This window comes from Streptomyces sp. LARHCF249, assembly GCF_052871255.1.
The window spans coordinates 534,662-551,675 of sequence record NZ_JBIXJQ010000007.1 but is presented as its reverse complement, the minus strand read 5'-3'; the positions used below and the strand labels follow the sequence as shown (position 1 = coordinate 551,675).

The window sequence follows — 17,014 nt, the reverse complement described above, 5'->3', positions numbered from 1 at the left end:
CAGCAGCCTCAGCAGCCTCAGCAGCAGTACCAGCAGCCGCAGGCGCTGCCCCCGGCGCAGAACTCCGGCGAGGCCCGCAGCCCGATCTTCGACACCCTGGAGTCGAACTGGTTCCGCGAGGAAGGGCAGCAGCCCGCCGCGCAGGCACCGTCCGCAGCGCTGCCCCAGCAGCCGCAGCAGTCCGGCCCTGCGGCCCCTGCTCCGCAGCTGCCGCAGCGCGGACAGGCACCGGCCGAGTCCGCCACCGCGGCCACCGGCGCCACGCCGACGGTCAGCTGGCGGTCCTCGCCGAACGACGAGCTGATGCGGCAGGCCGAGCGCGTGCGCCAGCCCGCCGCCGGCGGCATCACCACCTCGGGGCTGCCCCGCCGGGTCCCGCGGGCGAACCTCGTGGCCGGCACGGCGCAGCAGCAGGCCGAGGCGCAGGCCGGTCCGCAGGTCTCGCGGGCACCGGACGACGTCCGTGGCCGTCTGACCAATCTCAGGCGCGGTATCCAGCAGGGCCGTCAGGCCGGCAACAGCGGTCCGGCAACCGGCAGTTACCACATCGACCCCACTTACCAGCAGGAGCGATAGTTGAGTTCGATGAGCCAGGCGGCACAGAACCTGAACTGGTTGATCACCAACTTCGTGGACAACACCCCTGGGGTGTCCCACACCGTGGTGGTCTCCGCCGACGGACTCCTTCTGGCGATGTCCGAAGGATTCCCCCGCGACCGCGCCGATCAGCTGGCGGCCGTGGCCTCCGGACTGACCTCGCTGACCGCCGGAGCCTCCCGCATCTTCGAGGGCGGCGCCGTCAACCAGACCGTGGTCGAGATGGACCGGGGATTCCTCTTCCTCATGTCCGTCTCGGACGGTTCGTCCCTGGCCGTACTGGCGCACCCCGAGTGCGACATCGGCCTCGTCGGCTACGAGATGGCCCTCCTCGTGGACCGCGCCGGCAGTGTCCTCACCCCGGACCTGCGCGCGGAACTGCAGGGAAGCCTGCTCACCTGACTCCCCCTCCCCCGGTCGGACGGTACTAACGGCCGGGGGACCGGGCACCCGCCCCGGAACCCAGTACCACCGCAGGCCGTCATACCGTCCCCCCACCGGCCGCCCCGTCAGACGGCACGCTGACCACTGCTGTCCAGCCCGGAGGATCAATGACCCCGCCCCCCGCCTATCCCGATGCGTACGGAGATTCGTACTCGGATGGCGACCAGCCGCTGGTGCGTCCGTACGCGATGACCGGCGGCCGGACCCGGCCCCGCTACCAGCTCGCGATCGAAGCCCTGGTCAGCACCACGGCCGATCCGATGCACCTGTCCGGCCTGCTCCCGGAGCACCAGCGCATCTGCACGCTGTGCCGCGAGGTCAAGTCGGTCGCGGAGGTCTCCGCACTGCTGTCGATGCCGCTCGGTGTCGCCCGGATCCTCGTCGCCGACCTGGCGGAGGCCGGAATGGTGGCCATCCACCAGCCGGGCAATGGAGAGGCCGGCGGCACGCCGGACGTCACGCTGCTCGAAAGGGTGCTCAGTGGACTTCGCAAGCTCTAACGGCGGAGCGGCTCCTCGCTCCACCACCTCCGCGAAGATCGTGGTGGCAGGCGGTTTCGGCGTGGGCAAGACCACGTTCGTCGGAGCCGTTTCCGAGATCAACCCGCTGCGCACCGAAGCCGTCATGACCTCCGCCTCGGCGGGCATCGACGACCTCACCCACACCGGTGACAAGACGACGACGACCGTCGCGATGGACTTCGGCCGCATCACCCTGGACCAGGACCTGATCCTGTACCTCTTCGGTACGCCGGGCCAGGACCGCTTCTGGTTCATGTGGGACGACCTCGTCCGCGGAGCCATCGGGGCGATCGTCCTGGTCGACACGCGCCGCCTCGCCGACTGCTTCCCCGCCGTCGACTACTTCGAGAACAGCGGCCTGCCGTTCGTCGTCGCGCTCAACGGCTTCGAGGGGTACCAGCCGTACACCCCGGAGGAAGTCCGCGAGGCGCTGCAGATCGGTCCGGACGCCCCCATCATCACCACCGACGCCCGCCACCGCGCGGACGCCAAGAGCGCACTCATCACGCTCGTCGAGCACGCCCTCATGGCCCGACTCAAGTAACACGACTTCGGTCTCGCGGCTCAAGTGGCACCACGCAAGCAACACGGGTTCTTCACAACGAGGAGAAGGGCGGGCTGTGTCATACGACACGGCCCGCCCTTCTCGTTCATAACGTTTCGACAGACAATTGCCGCCAGTTGGCCACGGCGCGCATTCGGCTGGTGCCGCTACGCGCACAACTGCCCCTATTTTTGCCGCAGGAAGCTCTTTATGTCCGTTTTATGCGGGGCATAAGGTTCTGGGAATGGCCGGTTTCAACTGTTTGGAACAGGACCGTTAACCGTGCTGGAATTCAACGAACTAGCTAGTAGCACCGCCGAGAGGTTGTTGGTCGAGTGAGGCGAAGCATCACGAGCCCCGCGGATGAACCCGCGCGTGGCAACTTCACCCCGCCGCCGCGAGCGGCCGCGTCGCCCGTCGACGTGCCCGTGGAACCACCGGTGAGCGGTGGGAGCACCAGCAGGTTCTCGCCCCGCAACTGGCGCGTGCCGACCCGTCTGAACGCGATCCTGCTCGTGCCGGCCCTCGTCGGCCTGGTCATGGGCGGCTTCCAGGTGAAGGGCTCCGTCGACACCTGGAACGAGGCCAAGGACGCCGAGAAGATAGCCAGGGTCGTCCAGGCCTCTTCGGAATACAGCCAGGCCCTGCTCAACGAGCGCGACCTCACGGCCGAGCCGCTGCTGAGCGGCAACCCGAACAGCGAGATCGTCACCAAGGCCCGCAACGCGACCGACGCGGCCAAGGTGAAGTTCGACCAGTCCGTCCAGGACATGCCGAAGAACCTGGGCATGGAGCGACGGCTGGACCTCTTCCGCGGGGCGGAGCCCGAGCTCAAGAAGGTCCGCGAGACGGCGTACGCCGTCGGGGCCGAGACCCCGAAGAAGAACCTCCCCAGCGCGGCGGGCCCGATCCCGACCGAAGAGGGCTACGTGCTGGTCCAGCACTACCTCATGCAGTTCGCCAACGAGCTCGGCCTCGGCACCGGCAACGTGACCTCGTACGGCCGCATGGTCTACGCGATCCAGCTGGCCAAGGCGGCGAACTCGCTGCAGCGCTCCGTCGGCACCCACCTGCTGGTCCGTCCGAGCACGAACGAGGACATCCGCAAGAGCCAGCTCGTCGCCTTCTCCTCGTACGCCTACCTCGAAGAAATCGCCATCGGCGAGTACGTCGCGGCGGGTACCGAGGAGGACGTGAACAACCTCAAGCAGGTCATGCAGAGGAAGTCCGACGAGGGCGCCGCCAAGCTCGCCGAGGCCAAGGCCAAGGCCGAGCAGGCCGGCATCCGCTTCGTGCCCCCGCCCGTGGCCGGAGCCAACAAGTCGCCGCTCACCGGCATGACCGAGGCGATAGCCAGCGGCGAGAACAAGACCAAGCTGGCGGCCGGCGGCACCACGCCGATGGCCTGGCAGGCCGCCGCCACCGCGAAGTTCGACGGCTACGACGAGATCGAGAAGGACCTCCTCGACAAGGCCGTCAACGACGCCGTCGCGGTTTCCGACGAGGCCCGTACCGACGCCATCGTCAACGGCGCCATCGTGGTCGTGGCCCTGCTCGCCGCCTTCATCATGGCCGGTCTCATGGCCCGCCAGATGGGCCGCGCGATGCGCCGCCTGCGCACGGCCGCCTTCGACATCGCCGAGCAGCGCCTGCCGATGCTCGTCGACCAGCTCTCGCGCACCGACCCGGGCAAGGTGGACACCCGTGTCCACCCGATCCCGATCGACTCCCAGGACGAGATCGGCGAGGTCGCCCGGGCCTTCGACCAGGTCCACCGGGAAGCGGTCCGGCTCGCGGCCGAGCAGGCGCTCCTGCGAGGGAACGTCAACGCGATCTTCACCAACCTCTCCATGCGCAACCAGTCGCTGATCGAGGGCCAGCTGACCCTCATCACCGACCTGGAGAACAACGAGGCGGACCCGGACCAGCTGGAGAACCTCTTCCGCCTGGACCACCTGGCCACCCGTATGCGCCGCAACGGCGAGAACCTCCTCATCCTCGCGGGTGAGAACCCGGGCCGCCGCTGGGACCAGCCGGTCCCCCTCGTCGACGTGCTGCGCGCCGCCTCCTCCGAGGTGGAGCAGTACGAGCGCATCGAGCTCTCCGGCGTCTCCGACGCCGAGATCCACGGCCAGGCCGTGACCGACCTCGTGCACCTGCTCGCCGAGCTGCTGGAGAACGCCACCACGTTCTCCTCCCCGCAGACCAAGGTCCGCGTCAACGCCACGCGTCTGCCCGACGGCCGCGTGATGGTCGAGATCCACGACAAGGGCATCGGCCTGACCGCCGAGGACTTCGCGGACATCAACCACAAGCTGGCCAACCCGCCGACCGTGGACGCCGCGATCTCGCAGCGCATGGGTCTGTTCGTGGTCGGCCGGCTGGCGGACCGCCACAGCATCCGCGTCCAGCTGCGCCCCTCGGGCGAGGCGGCCGGCACGACGTCGCTGATCATGCTCCCCGACGCCATCACCCACGGTGGCGGTGGCGAGGGCATCCCGGACGACGACTTCACGGTCTCCCAGATGATCCCGCAGCAGCAGGCCCAGCAGGCCGCTCCGCTGCGCACGGCCGCCGAGCTCGGGTTCGACGACTCCCGCTACGACCAGCAGGGCGGCGACGTCCGCGATCTGGACCCGGTCGGGCGGTCCCTCGTACGCGAGGAGCGGCGTGCCGCGCTGGAGGCCCAGGTCGGCTACCCGCAGGGCCAGGACCAGCAGTACGACCAGGCCCCGCAGGGTTATCCGGAACCTCAGCCTGAACACGGCTACCAGCCGTACCAGGGTTACGAGCAGCAGTCCGAGCAGGGCTACGACGGCTCGTACGAGGCACCGCAGGCGCAGCAGGCCCAGCAGGAGTACGAGGACTACCCGCAGCAGGGGTACGGCTATCCGGAAGCCGGGTACGAGAACCGGCAGGCGGCCGCCCCGGACTACGACGGGGGCTACGACTCCCGGTCGCAGCAGGCCGAGTGGCCCGAGCAGAACACGTATCCGGCTGCCTACCAGCAGGATTACGGGACCGAATCGGAATCCCCCGCCGTCCCCGAACGGGCCCCGGAGCGCGTAGGCTTCGACCGTCCGGGCGCCGCTGCCGACACCGGTCACAAGATGACCGGAGCGGGCCTGCCGCGACGCGGCAGCCAGCAGCAGTGGCAGCCGGCACAGCAGGAAGCGGAGTCCACCGGATCCCTCTTCGAGCAGCGGCCGCAGCGTCAGCAGCAGCCCGCGGCCCCGGAGCAGGTGAAGGAAGGCAGCACCGCCTGGCGCTCGGGCAACGACGAGCGCTGGGAGCAGGCCGCCAAACTCCGCGAGCCGAAGGCGGGCGGGGTCACCCCGTCCGGTCTCCCTCGGCGGGTGCCCAAGGCCAACCTGGTCGAGGGCGCGGCGGAGACGACCCCGCAGGGCGGCCCCCAGGTCTCCCGCGCTCCGGAGGACGTCCGCGGCAGGTTGAGCAACCTGCGGCGCGGTGTCCAGCAGGGACGCAGCGCGGGTTCTGAGCAGTCAAGTAACAGCTATGACCAGGAGCGTTAGTGTGAGCCCGATGAGCCAGGCGGCACAGAACCTGAACTGGTTGATCACCAACTTCGTGGACAACACCCCTGGGGTGTCCCACACCGTGGTGGTCTCCGCCGACGGACTCCTTCTGGCGATGTCCGACGGGTTTCCGCGCGACCGCGCCGATCAGCTGGCGGCCGTGGCCTCCGGACTGACCTCGCTGACCGCCGGAGCCTCCCGCATCTTCGAGGGCGGCGCCGTCAACCAGACCGTGGTCGAGATGGACCGGGGATTCCTCTTCCTCATGTCCGTCTCCGACGGATCCTCGCTCGCGGTGCTCGCGCACCCCGAGTGCGACATCGGCCTCGTCGGCTACGAGATGGCCCTTCTGGTGGATCGCGCGGGCAGTGTCCTCACCCCGGACCTGCGCGCCGAGCTGCAGGGAAGTCTTCTCAACTAGCAGACAGGCAGTGCGTTTCGCGCCATCGCACCATAGGGTGCGGTGGCGCGGTTCCACAGGGAGTACTGCGTTCTTGGAGTCGGAGGAGGAAACGTGACAACACCCGGAGGTCATCCTTATGGCGGCGCTCAGCAGCCGCAGGGTGGGCAGCACGACCAGAACCGCTTCAACTTTCCCTCTGCTCCCAGCCGGCCCGTGCCGGAGCACAACCCGTACCAGCAGCAGCCGTACGGCCAGCCCCAGCAGCCCCAGATGCCTCAGCAGCAGCCTCCGCGCGCCGCGCGGCAGCCGGCTCCGAAGGCCCACAACCCGCTGGTGCGCCCGTACGCGATGACCGGCGGCCGTACGCGGCCGCGCTACCAGCTCGCCATCGAGGCGCTGGTCAGTACCACGGCCGACCCCGCGCGGCTGCAAGGGCAGTTGCCCGAGCACCAGCGCATCTGCCGTCTGTGCCAGGAGATCAAATCCGTCGCGGAGATCTCGGCACTTCTCTCCATTCCTCTTGGTGTCGCCCGGATCCTCGTCGCCGACCTGGCGGAGGCGGGCCTTGTCGCCATTCACCAGCCCGGCGGCGACGAGTCTGCCGGCGGCCAGCCAGATGTGACACTGCTCGAAAGGGTGCTCAGTGGACTTCGCAAGCTCTAACGGCGGAGCGGCTCCCGCCCGCTCCACCACCTCCGCGAAGATCGTGGTGGCGGGCGGCTTCGGCGTGGGCAAGACCACGTTCGTGGGCGCGGTCTCCGAGATCAACCCGCTGCGCACCGAAGCCGTCATGACCAGTGCCTCCGCCGGCATCGACGACCTCACCCACACCGGTGACAAGACGACCACCACGGTCGCGATGGACTTCGGCCGCATCACTCTGGACCAGGACCTGATCCTGTACCTCTTCGGTACGCCGGGCCAGGACCGCTTCTGGTTCATGTGGGACGACCTCGTCCGCGGAGCCATCGGCGCCGTCGTGCTGGTGGACACGCGCCGCCTCGCCGACTGCTTCCCCGCCGTCGACTACTTCGAGAACAGCGGCCTGCCGTTCGTCATCGCCCTCAACGGCTTCGACGGACACCAGCCGTACACCCCGGAGGAAGTCCGCGAGGCCCTGCAGATCGGTCCGGACGCCCCCATCATCACCACCGACGCCCGCCACCGCGCGGACGCCAAGAGCGCGCTGATCACTCTGGTCGAGCACGCCCTGATGGCCCGCCTGCGGTAGCGGCCCGCCCCGCCCGTACCCCGAAGGCCCCCGTGTCCCTGAACACGGGGGCCTTCGCCGTGGATTGCGTACGCGGGTACGCGGGTACGCAGAAGGCCCCGCACCTCCCGGGGAGGGTGCGGGGCCTTCTCGGCTTCGGGTCTCAGCCCTGCCAGCTGTGCGGGGCGCGGAAGCCCGGGGTGCGCTCCAGGCGGCGCCAGCCGGCCTGGGAGCGGGGGCTGGGGACCGTCTCGGGGGTGGCGGCGGCGCGGGCGAGCAGGATCGCGGTGATCGCGGCCAGCTCCTCGGGCTCGGCGTTGCCCTTTTCGACGCGCAGCAGGGTGTCGGTGCTCATCGGTGGCTTGTCTCCTCTTACTGCGGCGGGTTGCCGTGCTTGCGGGACGGCAGGTCGGCGTGCTTGTTGCGGAGCATCGCGAGGGCGGCCACGAGGGTCTCGCGGGTCTCGGCGGGGTCGATGACGTCGTCGACGAGGCCGCGCTCGGCCGCGTAGTACGGGTGCATCAGCTCGGCCTTGTACTCCTTGACCATGCGGACGCGCATGGCCTCGGGGTCCTCGGCGTCCGCGATCTGCTTGCGGAAGATGACGTTGGCGGCACCTTCGGCGCCCATCACGGCGATCTCGTTGGTGGGCCAGGCGTAGGTGATGTCGGCGCCGATGGACTGGGAGTCCATGACGATGTACGCGCCGCCGTAGGCCTTGCGCAGGATCAGCGAGATCCGCGGGACGGTGGCGTTGCAGTACGCGTACAGCAGCTTGGCGCCGTGGCGGATGATGCCGCCGTGCTCCTGGTCGACGCCCGGCAGGAAGCCGGGGACGTCCAGCAGCGTGATGATCGGGATGTTGAAGGCGTCGCACATCTGGACGAAACGCGCGGCCTTCTCGGAGGCCTCGATGTCGAGGACGCCGGCGAGGTGGCCGGGCTGGTTGGCGACGATGCCGACGACCTGTCCGTCCATCCGGGCCAGGGCGCAGATGATGTTGCGGGCCCAGCGCTCGTGGATCTCCAGGACGTCGCCCTCGTCGACGAGCTCCTCGATGACCTTGAGCATGTCGTACGGGCGGTTGCCGTCGGCGGGCACCAGGTCGAGGAGGACCTCTGAGCGGCGGTCCGCCGGGTCGCTCGTCTCGTGGACGGGCGGGTTCTCGCGGTTGTTGGAGGGCAGCATCGAGATCAGGTAGCGGACCTCGGAAATGCAGGTCTCCTCGTCGTCGTACGCGAAGTGCGCGACGCCCGAGGTCTCGGCGTGCACGTCGGCGCCGCCGAGGCCGTTCTGGGTGATCTCCTCGCCGGTCACCGCGCGGACCACGTCCGGGCCGGTGATGAACATCTGCGAGGTCTCCCGGACCATGAACACGAAGTCCGTGAGGGCCGGGGAGTAGGCGGCGCCACCGGCACAGGGGCCCAGCATGACCGAGATCTGCGGGATGACGCCCGAGGCCTTGGTGTTGCGCTGGAAGATGCCGCCGTAGCCGGCGAGGGCGGAGACGCCCTCCTGGATGCGGGCGCCGGCGCCGTCGTTCAGGGAGACCAGCGGGGCGCCGGCCGCGATGGCCATGTCCATGATCTTGTGGATCTTCGTGGCGTGGGCCTCGCCCAGGGCGCCGCCGAAGATGCGGAAGTCGTGGGCGTAGACGAAGACCGTGCGGCCCTCGACCGTGCCCCAGCCGGTGATGACACCGTCGGTGTAGGGCTTCTTGCCCTCCAGGCCGAAGCCGGTCGCGCGGTGGCGGCGCAGCTGCTCGACCTCCTTGAAGGAACCTTCGTCGAGGAGCAGCGCGATGCGCTCGCGGGCGGTCAGCTTGCCCTTGGCGTGCTGGGTCTCGGTCGCGCGGTCACTGGGGCCGCGCCGTGCCTGCTCGCGCAGGGAGTGCAGCTCGGCCACGCGCCCACGGGCGTCCGTCGGCTCGCTCGGGGTCTGGTCCACAACGGTCATGTACCGACCTTACGAAGATCGCGAGGAAAAACCTCCGTTCATTCCGCACAGTCTCGGGAGTCTTCCGCTGTCCGGCCCGCACAGTACAGCCGGAGGAACCAAGGACTCCGCCAGAGGAGACCTTCGTCCTTTGTGGCTCCCCGACAAAAACGCCTGACACTCCGCCTAGATGTTGAAATTTGAACGGAATAGGTCTAGCGTCGTTCCCGTTGAAGTCGTTGAAGATTCAACAGAATCTCGAAGAGCTACCGAGGAGCACACCATGGGACTGTTCAGCCGCCGCAGCCAGGACACCGCCGCCACCGCCACCGCCGCTCTCGCGGTGGACCCGGCCCTTGCCGCCCTCACCGGCGACTACGCCATCGACGCCGCCCACAGCAGCGTCGGCTTCACCGTCCGCCACGCCATGGTCACCAACGTCCGCGGCAGCTTCGACACGTTCGAGGGCAGCCTGCACCTGGACGGAAGCGACCCGGCCCGCTCCACCGCGTCCATCGACGTGACGATCGGCTCGGTCAACACCGGCATCGCCGACCGCGACGCCCACCTGCTGGGCAGCGACTTCTTCGACGCCGAGCTCTTCCCGCTGATGACCTTCCGCTCCACCCGGGCGGCGCAGCTCGGCGGCGACGCGTACCGCATCACCGGCGAGCTGACGATCAAGGACGTCACGCGGCCGCTCTCCATCGACCTGGAGTTCACCGGATCCGCCACGGACGTCTACGGCAACGAGCGCGTCGGCTTCGAGGGCTCCGCCGAGATCCTGCGCTCCGACTGGGGCCTGACCTGGAACGCCGCGCTGGAGGCCGGCGGTGTGATGGTCAGCGACAAGGTGAAGCTGGGCTTCGACATCTCGGCCATCAAGCAGGCCTGACCTGCGACCGGCGCACCAGCGGATGCTCCGGGGGCGGCTACCAGCCGCCCCCGCCGTCGAATCCGCCACCGCCGCCGAAGTCCCCGCCGCCGAAGTCGGACGGGTTGAAGTCGGCCCCGGAGACGTCCCCGCCCTCGTAACCGCCGCCCATGCCGCCGCCGAAGTCGGAGGCGTAGGCCGGGCTGGACATCATCGAGCCCAGCATCGTGCCCATGAGCAGGCCGGGCAGCATGCCGCCGCCGAAGTAGCCGCCGGCCCAGGGGCCGTAGGCCGGGCCCGCGTCGTAGTAGGGGCGCGGGCCGCGCTCCGTGTCGACCGTGCGGACCGCCGGGTCCAGGCCGTCGCGCAGCCGTACGGCGTCCGCCGCGCAGACCGGCACGGTACGGACGGCCCCGCCGGCCGGAGCCCAGGAGGCGTCCTCGGTACTGGGACCGTGCCTCGGGTCGAAGAAGCAGGGCGAGCGGCGCTCGGGCAGCGGCCTGCCCTGACGGCGCGCGTCGAGGGTGGCCAGCGCGAAGCGGCCGTCCTCCAGGGCCTGGGTGACGCCCGTGACCTCTTCCGGGTACCGCACGGAGGCCATGATCCCCTTGGCCTTCTCGTACGAGTCGAGGCCCTGCTCGTAGTCCCTGCGCATGGCGTCGTCCGCACCGGGCTCGGCGGGGTGGAAGTCGAGGCGCTCGAGTTCCTCGCCGAAGGCCGTGATGTCCTCGTCCACGACCACGCTCAGGCGCTCGATGGCCTCGCGCCGGGCCTCTTCCTTCTTCTTGCGGTTGCGGCGGACCAGCGCGTACGCGCCGCCGCCGCCGACCGCGGCCACCGCGCCGAGGGTGATCAGGCCGGCGACCGGGGCCCCGCTGTCCTCGCCGACGCTGCCCCAGGAGGCCGGGGCGCCGCCCTGGACCTGGGTCAGGGCCTGGTCCACGAAGTTGTTGAGCTGGGTGCCGGCGTCCACCGGGGTGCCGGTCTTCACGGCCTCGGTCAGGTTGCGCACGGCGTTGGCCGGCATGACCGCGCGGTCCGCGCCCGCATTGAAGCCGTCGCCGAGCCGGACCGCGTAGAGCCCGGTGATCCCGGTCTCGGCGCGGACGGCGCCGAGCACCTTGTCCTGCGGGAACTCGCCGGTGGCGGGCAGCACGGCGACGAACACCGGCTTCCCGGCGTCCTTGATCTTCTGCGCGAGCGCGTCGGCCTCGGCCTCGGACAGTTGCGCCCCGGCCCGGGGATCGACGTAGACGGGCCCCTTCTTGAGGGCCTCCGCCACGGCGTCCACCCCGGTGGCCGCCGAAGCCTGCGGCGCGGCCGCGAGCACGGCTCCCGACAGGCCCAGCAGCAGACCGGCGAACAGCGATCCCACGCGTACGGATATCAGCCTGGTCCTCATACCCACGACGCTACCCGAACCGGTCATTTCCTGTGTGAGCAGGACATAAGCCCGTCCGGACGTCCAGCGCGCGCCGCGCGCCGGTCGCGGACCCGTGACCCGTGCCGACCGGCGGCGGGACTACTCCGCCGGCTCCACGCCCGCGTGGAGGAGGCCGTACGTGAAGGCGTCCTCCAGGGCCTGCCAGGAGGCCGCGATCACGTTCGGGGCCACGCCGACCGTGGACCACTCGCGGACGCCGTCCGTCGTGGCGATCAGCACGCGGGTCGTGGACTCCGTGCCGTGCGTGCCCTCCAGGATGCGGACCTTGTAGTCGACCAGCTCGAACTTGGCCAGCTGGGGGTAGAAGCGTTCGAGGGCGACGCGCAGGGCGCGGTCCAGGGCGTTGACGGGGCCGTTGCCCTCCGCCGTCGCGACGATCCGCTCGCCCTTGGCCCACAGCTTGACCGTGGCCTCGTTGGCGTGGGTCCCGTCCGGGCGGTCCTCGACGATGGCCCGCCAGGACTCGATCCGGAAGTACTTGCGGGCCCGGCCCTCGGCCTCGGCGCGCAGCAGCAGCTCGAAGGAGGCGTCGGCGGCCTCGTACGTGTAGCCCTTGAGCTCCCGCTCCTTGACCCGCTCCACGACCCGGGAGATCAGCGCCCGGTCCCCGCCGAGGTCGACGCCGAGTTCCTTGCCCTTGAGCTCGATCGAGGCGCGGCCGGCCATGTCGGAGACCAGCATCCGCATGGTGTTGCCGACCCGCTCGGGGTCGATGTGCTGGTAGAGGTCCGGGTCGACCTTGATGGCCGACGCGTGCAGGCCCGCCTTGTGCGCGAAGGCGGAGACGCCCACGTACGGCTGATGCGTGGACGGCGTGAGGTTGACGACCTCGGCGATGGCGTGCGAGATCCGGGTCATCTCGGCGAGGGCGCCCTCGGGGAGCACCGTGCGGCCGTACTTGATCTCCAGGGCGGCCACGACGGGGAACAGGTTCGCGTTCCCGACGCGCTCGCCGTAGCCGTTGGCCGTGCACTGCACGTGGGTGGCGCCCGCGTCCACGGCGGCGAGGGTGTTGGCGACGGCGCAGCCGGTGTCGTCCTGGGCGTGGATGCCCAGGCGGGCGCCGGTGTCGGCGAGGACGGTCGAGACGGTCGCGCTGATCTGGGCGGGCAGCATCCCGCCGTTGGTGTCGCACAGGATGACGACATCGGCGCCGGCCTCGTGGGCGGTGCGTACGACGGACTTCGCGTACTCGGCGTTGGCCCGGTAGCCGTCGAAGAAGTGCTCGCAGTCGACGAAGACGCGGCGGCCCTGGGCCACCAGGTGGGAGACCGTGTCCCGGACCATCTCGAGGTTCTCGTCCAGGGTGGTGCGCAGGGCGAGTTCGACGTGGCGGTCATGGGACTTGGCGACGAGCGTGATCACCGGGGCGCCGGACTCCAGCAGGGCCCGCACCTGCGGGTCCGTGGCGGCCGCCCCGCCCGCCCGCCGGGTTGCGCCGAAGGCGACGAGCTGGGCGTTCTTGAAGTCGATCTCGGCGCGGGCGCGGGCGAAGAACTCGGTGTCGCGGGGGTTGGCGCCGGGCCAGCCGCCCTCGATGAAGCCCACTCCGAAGTCGTCCAGGTGCCGGGCGATCGTGAGCTTGTCGGCGACCGTGAGGTTGATGCCTTCGCGCTGGGCGCCGTCGCGCAGCGTGGTGTCGAAGACATGGAAGCTGTCGTCGAGGACCGCTGCTGCCGCCTCTGGTGTCGTCGTCATGCTGATCTGACTCCTGTCGGATGAGTGGTTCCGGATGCCTGCCGAAGGGGCAGGCCGCCGTCACTGCCCCCATCATCGCGCGCGGTCCGGCCCCGGCAGGGTGGGCCGGGAAACGAAAAGACCCCTCGCGGGTAGCGAGAGGTCTGCGCGCGGGTCCGAGGCACGGTGGCCGCTTCCGCGAAGTTCTTCCGCGGTTCAGCGGCCACTGGGGACCGGCGCGCTGCTGGCGATAATCATGAGCTGAGCAGGCACGCTCGCAGTGTGCCACAACGCTCGCCGTGGATGGACAGCAATCTCACCATGCGGTCAGCGGCACGCCGGCCGGGACTACGGCCCGGGGGTGAGGGACTCCGTGAGGAACTCTCGGACGTGGTCCAGGATCTCCGCGCGGTCCACCGTCGGCAGTCCGACCGCCAGCTGGATGCTGAATCCGTCCAGCAGGGCCCGGATGCGGGCCGCCACCCGGTCGGGGTCCACCGGGCGGAACTCGCCGCGCGAGATGCCCTCCGCGAGCAGCGCCACCAGGTCGCGGTGCCAGGCGCCCTCGATGGCGGCCTGGCGGTCGCGTTCCTGGGGGCCGGCGTTCTGGGAGCGGTTCCAGACCTCCAGCCACAGCGTCCAGTGCGGGTCGCGGGCCTGCGTGGGCACGTAGAGGTCGACGTACGCCCGCAGCCGCTCGGCCACCGGGCCGCGCCGGGCGAGCAGTGCCCGGCGCGCGGTGCCCAGTTCCGCCTCGCTCCACTCCAGGGTCTGCAGCAGGAGCTCGTCCTTGCTGCGGAAGTAGTAGAGGAGGTGGCCGCTGCTCATGCCGACCTCGCGGCCGAGGCCGGCCATGGTCAGGCCTTCCAGTCCGCGTTCGGCGATCGTGGCCATGGCGGCGACGAGTACGTCCTCGCGCGGGGGCGCGTTCTTGCGCGCCGCCCGTACCGGTACTCCACCCGCCGCCATGGCCCACTCCTTGTCGATCCGATGCCGGTCCCGGTCGTCAGACCTTCGGCTGCTGCTGGGTGATGCAGTGGATTCCGCCACCCCCGGCGAAAATCGTACGTGCGTCAACGAGGGTCACGGTCCGCTCGGGGAACAGTCCGCGGAAGATCTCGGCGGCCTCCTCGTCGCGCGGGTCGTCGAAGGAGCACAGCACGACGCCGCCGTTGCACAGGTAGTGGTTGATGTAGGAGTAGTCCACCCACTCCCCGTCCTCCTCCAGCACGGTCGGCGCCGGGATCTCCACGACCTGGAGCTGCCGGCCCTGCGCGTCGGTGGACGCCCGCAGGATGGCGGCGATGGTCTTGCAGCGCTCGTGGTCCGGGTGGGCCGGGTCGGGCTGGGTGTGCACCATGACCACGCCGGGGCGGGCGAAGGCGGCGACGATGTCCACGTGGCCCTGGGTGCCGTAGGTGCCGTAGTCGCCGGCCAGGCCGTACGGGAGCCAGATCGCCTTGGTGGTGCCGAGGTGGGCGTGGACCTCGGCCTCGACCTGCTGGCGGGACCAGCCGGGGTTGCGGCCCTCGCCGAGCTGCACGGTGTCGGTGAGGAGCACGGTGCCCTCGCCGTCGACGTGGACGGCGCCGCCCTCGTTGACGAGCGGGGTGCTGTACGTGCGGGTGCCGACCACGTCCGAGACGTGCCGGGCGATCTTCGAGTCGTGCTCCCAGCGGGCCCACTCCTGGGCGCCCCAGCCGTTGAAGGTCCAGTCGACGGCCGCCAGCTCGCCGGTGTCGTTGGTGACGAAGGTCGGGCCGATGTCGCGCATCCAGGCGTCGTCGAGCTCCTGCTCGACCAGCTCCACGTCGTCGCCGACGATCCTGCGGGCGCTCTCGGCGTCGCCGGGCGAGACGACCAGGGTCACGGGCTCGTACGCACGCACCGCGCGGGCCACGGCGCCCCAGGCCTCGCGGGCCTCGGCGAGCTCCTGTCCGGTGGTGAAGGTGGGGTTGGGGCTGGGCCAGGCCATCCAGGTGCGCTCGTGGGGGGTCCACTCGGCGGGCATCCGGAATCCGTCGTCCGCGGGCTTGGCGGGCTGTGCAGTCATGAGGGGTCCTTACGGGCTTGCAAGCCGTGCTGGCTTAAAGGCTGTGCTGGTTTAAAGGAAGTACAGGCGGTTGAGGGAGACCGACTCGGCGGCTTCGGAGCGCAGCGGTTCCCCGTCGAGGGAGACGAGGCCGCTGCGCGCGTCCACATCGACCGCGCCCACCCGGGAGTTGAGGAGCAGGTCCCCTGGGCCGATGCCGCGGGTGCCGCGGACGGCGACCCGGCGTCGGCGGGTCGGCATCTCGTCGCTGCCCAGGGCGGCCGCGGCGGCCGAGACGAAGGCGACGGAGATGTCGGCGGCGGTGGCCCCGTACGAGCCGAACTGCGGGCCGAGGACCAGCGGTTCGCAGGTGTCGGTGGCCGCGTTGGGGTCGCCGGTGACCCCGTACGCCGGGAAGCCGGACTTGAGGACCAGCTGCGGCTTGGCGCCGAAGAACTGCGGGCGCCACAGCACGATGTCGGCGAGCTTGCCGACCTCGATGGAGCCGATCTCGTGGGCCAGGCCGTGGGCGATGGCGGGGTTGATGGTGAGCTTGGCCATGTAGCGCAGGACGCGGGCGTTGTCGTCGCCCTCGCCGTCGCCGGCCAGGGGGCCCAGCTCGCCCTTCATCTTGGCTGCCATGGCGAAGGTGCGGCGGATGGTCTCGCCCGCGCGGCCCATGCCCTGGGCGTCGGAGGAGGTGATGCCGATCGCGCCCAGGTCGTGCAGGACGTCCTCGGCCCCCATGGTGCCCGCGCGGATCCGGTCGCGGGCCATGGCGGCGTCGCCCGGCAGGTCCGGCTTGAGGTCGTGGACGGAGACGATCATCCCGTAGTGCTCGGCGACCGCGTCCCGGCCGAAGGGCAGGGTGGGGTTGGTGGAGGAGCCGATGACGTTGGGCACGCCCGCCATCTTGAGCACGTTGGGGACGTGTCCGCCGCCGCAGCCCTCGATGTGGAAGGCGTGGATGGTCCGGCCGTCCAGCACCCGCAGGGTGTCCTCGACGGAGAGGCACTCGTTGAGGCCGTCACTGTGCAGGGCGACCTGCACGTCGTACTCCTCGGCCACGCGCAGGGCGGTGTCCAGGGCGCGGGTGTGGGCGCCCATGTCCTCGTGGACCTTGAAGCCGCAGGCGCCGCCCTCGGCCAGGGCCTCGACGAGCGGGGCGGAGTCCGAGGAGGAGCCGCGGGCGAGGAATCCGATGTTGACGGGCCAGGCGTCGAAGGCGTTGAAGGCGTGCTTCAGCGCCCACGGGGAGTTGACGCCGACGCCCCAGACCGGGCCGAACTCCTGGCCGATGACCGTGGTGACGCCCGCGGCGAGCGAGGCCTCCATGATCCGCGGGGAGAGGAGGTGGACGTGGGTGTCGACGGCTCCGGCGGTGGCGATCAGGCCCTCGCCGGACACGATGGACGTGCCCGTGCCGACGACCACGTCGACCCCGTCGAGGGTGTCGGGGTTGCCGGCCCGGCCGATGGCGTGGATGCGGCCCTCGCGGATGCCGATGGAGACCTTGCGGATACCGAGGACGGCGTCGATCACCAGGACGTTGCTGATGACGACGTCGCAGGTGTCGCGGACGGCTGCGGCCTTCAGGTGCAGGCCGTCGCGGGCGGTCTTGCCGAAGCCGGCCAGGAACTCGTCGCCGGGCTTCTGGGCGTCGGACTCGACCCGGACGGTGAGTCCGGAGTCGCCGAGCCGCACCCGGTCCCCGGCCCGGGGGCCGAAGACGGAGGCGTACTCGTGCGGGTCGATGTGCCGGCTGCCCGGCGCGCAGTGGTCGCTGTGGGGGGTCTT

At 70.4% G+C, this 17,014-nt stretch carries 15 protein-coding genes and 1 pseudogene; 9 read left to right on the top strand and 7 right to left on the bottom strand.

Going from position 1 to position 17,014, the window contains the following annotated elements:
* The 8 genes and pseudogenes from ACIPUC_RS23470 to ACIPUC_RS23435 form a co-directional block, all read left to right on the top strand.
* Window positions 1-576: pseudogene (locus ACIPUC_RS23470) on the top strand (histidine kinase); the annotation flags it as partial.
* Window positions 577-585: 9 nt separating this feature from the next.
* Complete coding sequence (locus tag ACIPUC_RS23465) at window positions 586-999, top strand: roadblock/LC7 domain-containing protein (RefSeq protein ID WP_069922098.1); 414 nt, start codon at window positions 586-588, stop codon at window positions 997-999.
* Between the two features lie 149 nt (window positions 1,000-1,148).
* Window positions 1,149-1,541 carry a DUF742 domain-containing protein gene (locus ACIPUC_RS23460; RefSeq protein WP_215149806.1) on the top strand — a complete coding sequence of 131 codons (393 nt, stop codon included), beginning with the start codon at window positions 1,149-1,151 and terminating at the stop codon, window positions 1,539-1,541.
* A complete protein-coding gene (locus ACIPUC_RS23455; protein ID WP_073776607.1) occupies window positions 1,522-2,106 on the top strand; it encodes a GTP-binding protein in 585 nt (194 codons plus the stop codon). Before ACIPUC_RS23460 ends, ACIPUC_RS23455 begins: the two co-directional genes overlap by 20 nt.
* A gap of 335 nt (window positions 2,107-2,441) precedes the next feature.
* Complete coding sequence (locus ACIPUC_RS23450; protein WP_446591863.1) at window positions 2,442-5,639, top strand: nitrate- and nitrite sensing domain-containing protein; 3,198 nt, start codon at window positions 2,442-2,444, stop codon at window positions 5,637-5,639.
* Window positions 5,640-5,649: 10 nt separating this feature from the next.
* A complete protein-coding gene (locus tag ACIPUC_RS23445; protein ID WP_030037347.1) occupies window positions 5,650-6,063 on the top strand; it encodes a roadblock/LC7 domain-containing protein in 414 nt (137 codons plus the stop codon).
* A gap of 93 nt (window positions 6,064-6,156) precedes the next feature.
* Complete coding sequence (locus ACIPUC_RS23440; protein ID WP_446591861.1) at window positions 6,157-6,708, top strand: DUF742 domain-containing protein; 552 nt, start codon at window positions 6,157-6,159, stop codon at window positions 6,706-6,708.
* Window positions 6,689-7,276: a GTP-binding protein gene (locus ACIPUC_RS23435; protein ID WP_073911148.1), complete on the top strand. Its 588-nt coding sequence runs from the start codon at window positions 6,689-6,691 to the stop codon at window positions 7,274-7,276. Before ACIPUC_RS23440 ends, ACIPUC_RS23435 begins: the two co-directional genes overlap by 20 nt.
* Window positions 7,277-7,418: 142 nt before the next feature.
* On the opposite strand, the gene ACIPUC_RS23430 is transcribed toward ACIPUC_RS23435, so the two are convergent.
* Window positions 7,419-7,610 carry an acyl-CoA carboxylase subunit epsilon gene (locus ACIPUC_RS23430; RefSeq protein ID WP_446591860.1) on the bottom strand — a complete coding sequence of 64 codons (192 nt, stop codon included), beginning with the start codon at window positions 7,608-7,610 and terminating at the stop codon, window positions 7,419-7,421.
* A 17-nt stretch (window positions 7,611-7,627) separates the two neighbouring features.
* Window positions 7,628-9,211: an acyl-CoA carboxylase subunit beta gene (locus ACIPUC_RS23425; RefSeq protein ID WP_446591859.1), complete on the bottom strand. Its 1,584-nt coding sequence runs from the start codon at window positions 9,209-9,211 to the stop codon at window positions 7,628-7,630.
* A 262-nt stretch (window positions 9,212-9,473) separates the two neighbouring features.
* Between ACIPUC_RS23425 and ACIPUC_RS23420 the strand changes: the two genes are divergently transcribed.
* Entirely contained in the window at window positions 9,474-10,085 is a 612-nt protein-coding gene (locus tag ACIPUC_RS23420) for a YceI family protein (protein WP_446591858.1), read from the top strand.
* Between the two features lie 37 nt (window positions 10,086-10,122).
* On the opposite strand, the gene ACIPUC_RS23415 is transcribed toward ACIPUC_RS23420, so the two are convergent.
* The 5 genes from ACIPUC_RS23415 to ACIPUC_RS23395 all read right to left on the bottom strand — a co-directional run bounded on the left by ACIPUC_RS23415 (window position 10,123) and on the right by ACIPUC_RS23395 (window position 16,972).
* Window positions 10,123-11,466, bottom strand: coding sequence for a hypothetical protein (locus tag ACIPUC_RS23415; RefSeq protein WP_446591857.1), 1,344 nt, complete (start codon window positions 11,464-11,466; stop codon window positions 10,123-10,125).
* 120 nt (window positions 11,467-11,586) lie between these two features.
* Complete coding sequence (gene cimA / locus ACIPUC_RS23410) at window positions 11,587-13,206, bottom strand: citramalate synthase (RefSeq protein ID WP_446591856.1); 1,620 nt, start codon at window positions 13,204-13,206, stop codon at window positions 11,587-11,589.
* 327 nt (window positions 13,207-13,533) lie between these two features.
* Entirely contained in the window at window positions 13,534-14,154 is a 621-nt protein-coding gene (locus ACIPUC_RS23405) for a TetR/AcrR family transcriptional regulator (RefSeq protein WP_446591854.1), read from the bottom strand.
* Between the two features lie 37 nt (window positions 14,155-14,191).
* Window positions 14,192-15,238 (bottom strand): agmatine deiminase family protein, encoded by a 1,047-nt coding sequence (locus tag ACIPUC_RS23400; RefSeq protein ID WP_446591852.1) that lies wholly within the window; start codon window positions 15,236-15,238, stop codon window positions 14,192-14,194.
* Between the two features lie 51 nt (window positions 15,239-15,289).
* Window positions 15,290-16,972, bottom strand: a complete 1,683-nt coding sequence (locus ACIPUC_RS23395; protein WP_446591905.1) for an urease subunit alpha — start codon at window positions 16,970-16,972, stop codon at window positions 15,290-15,292.
* Window positions 16,973-17,014: the final 42 nt, after the last annotated feature.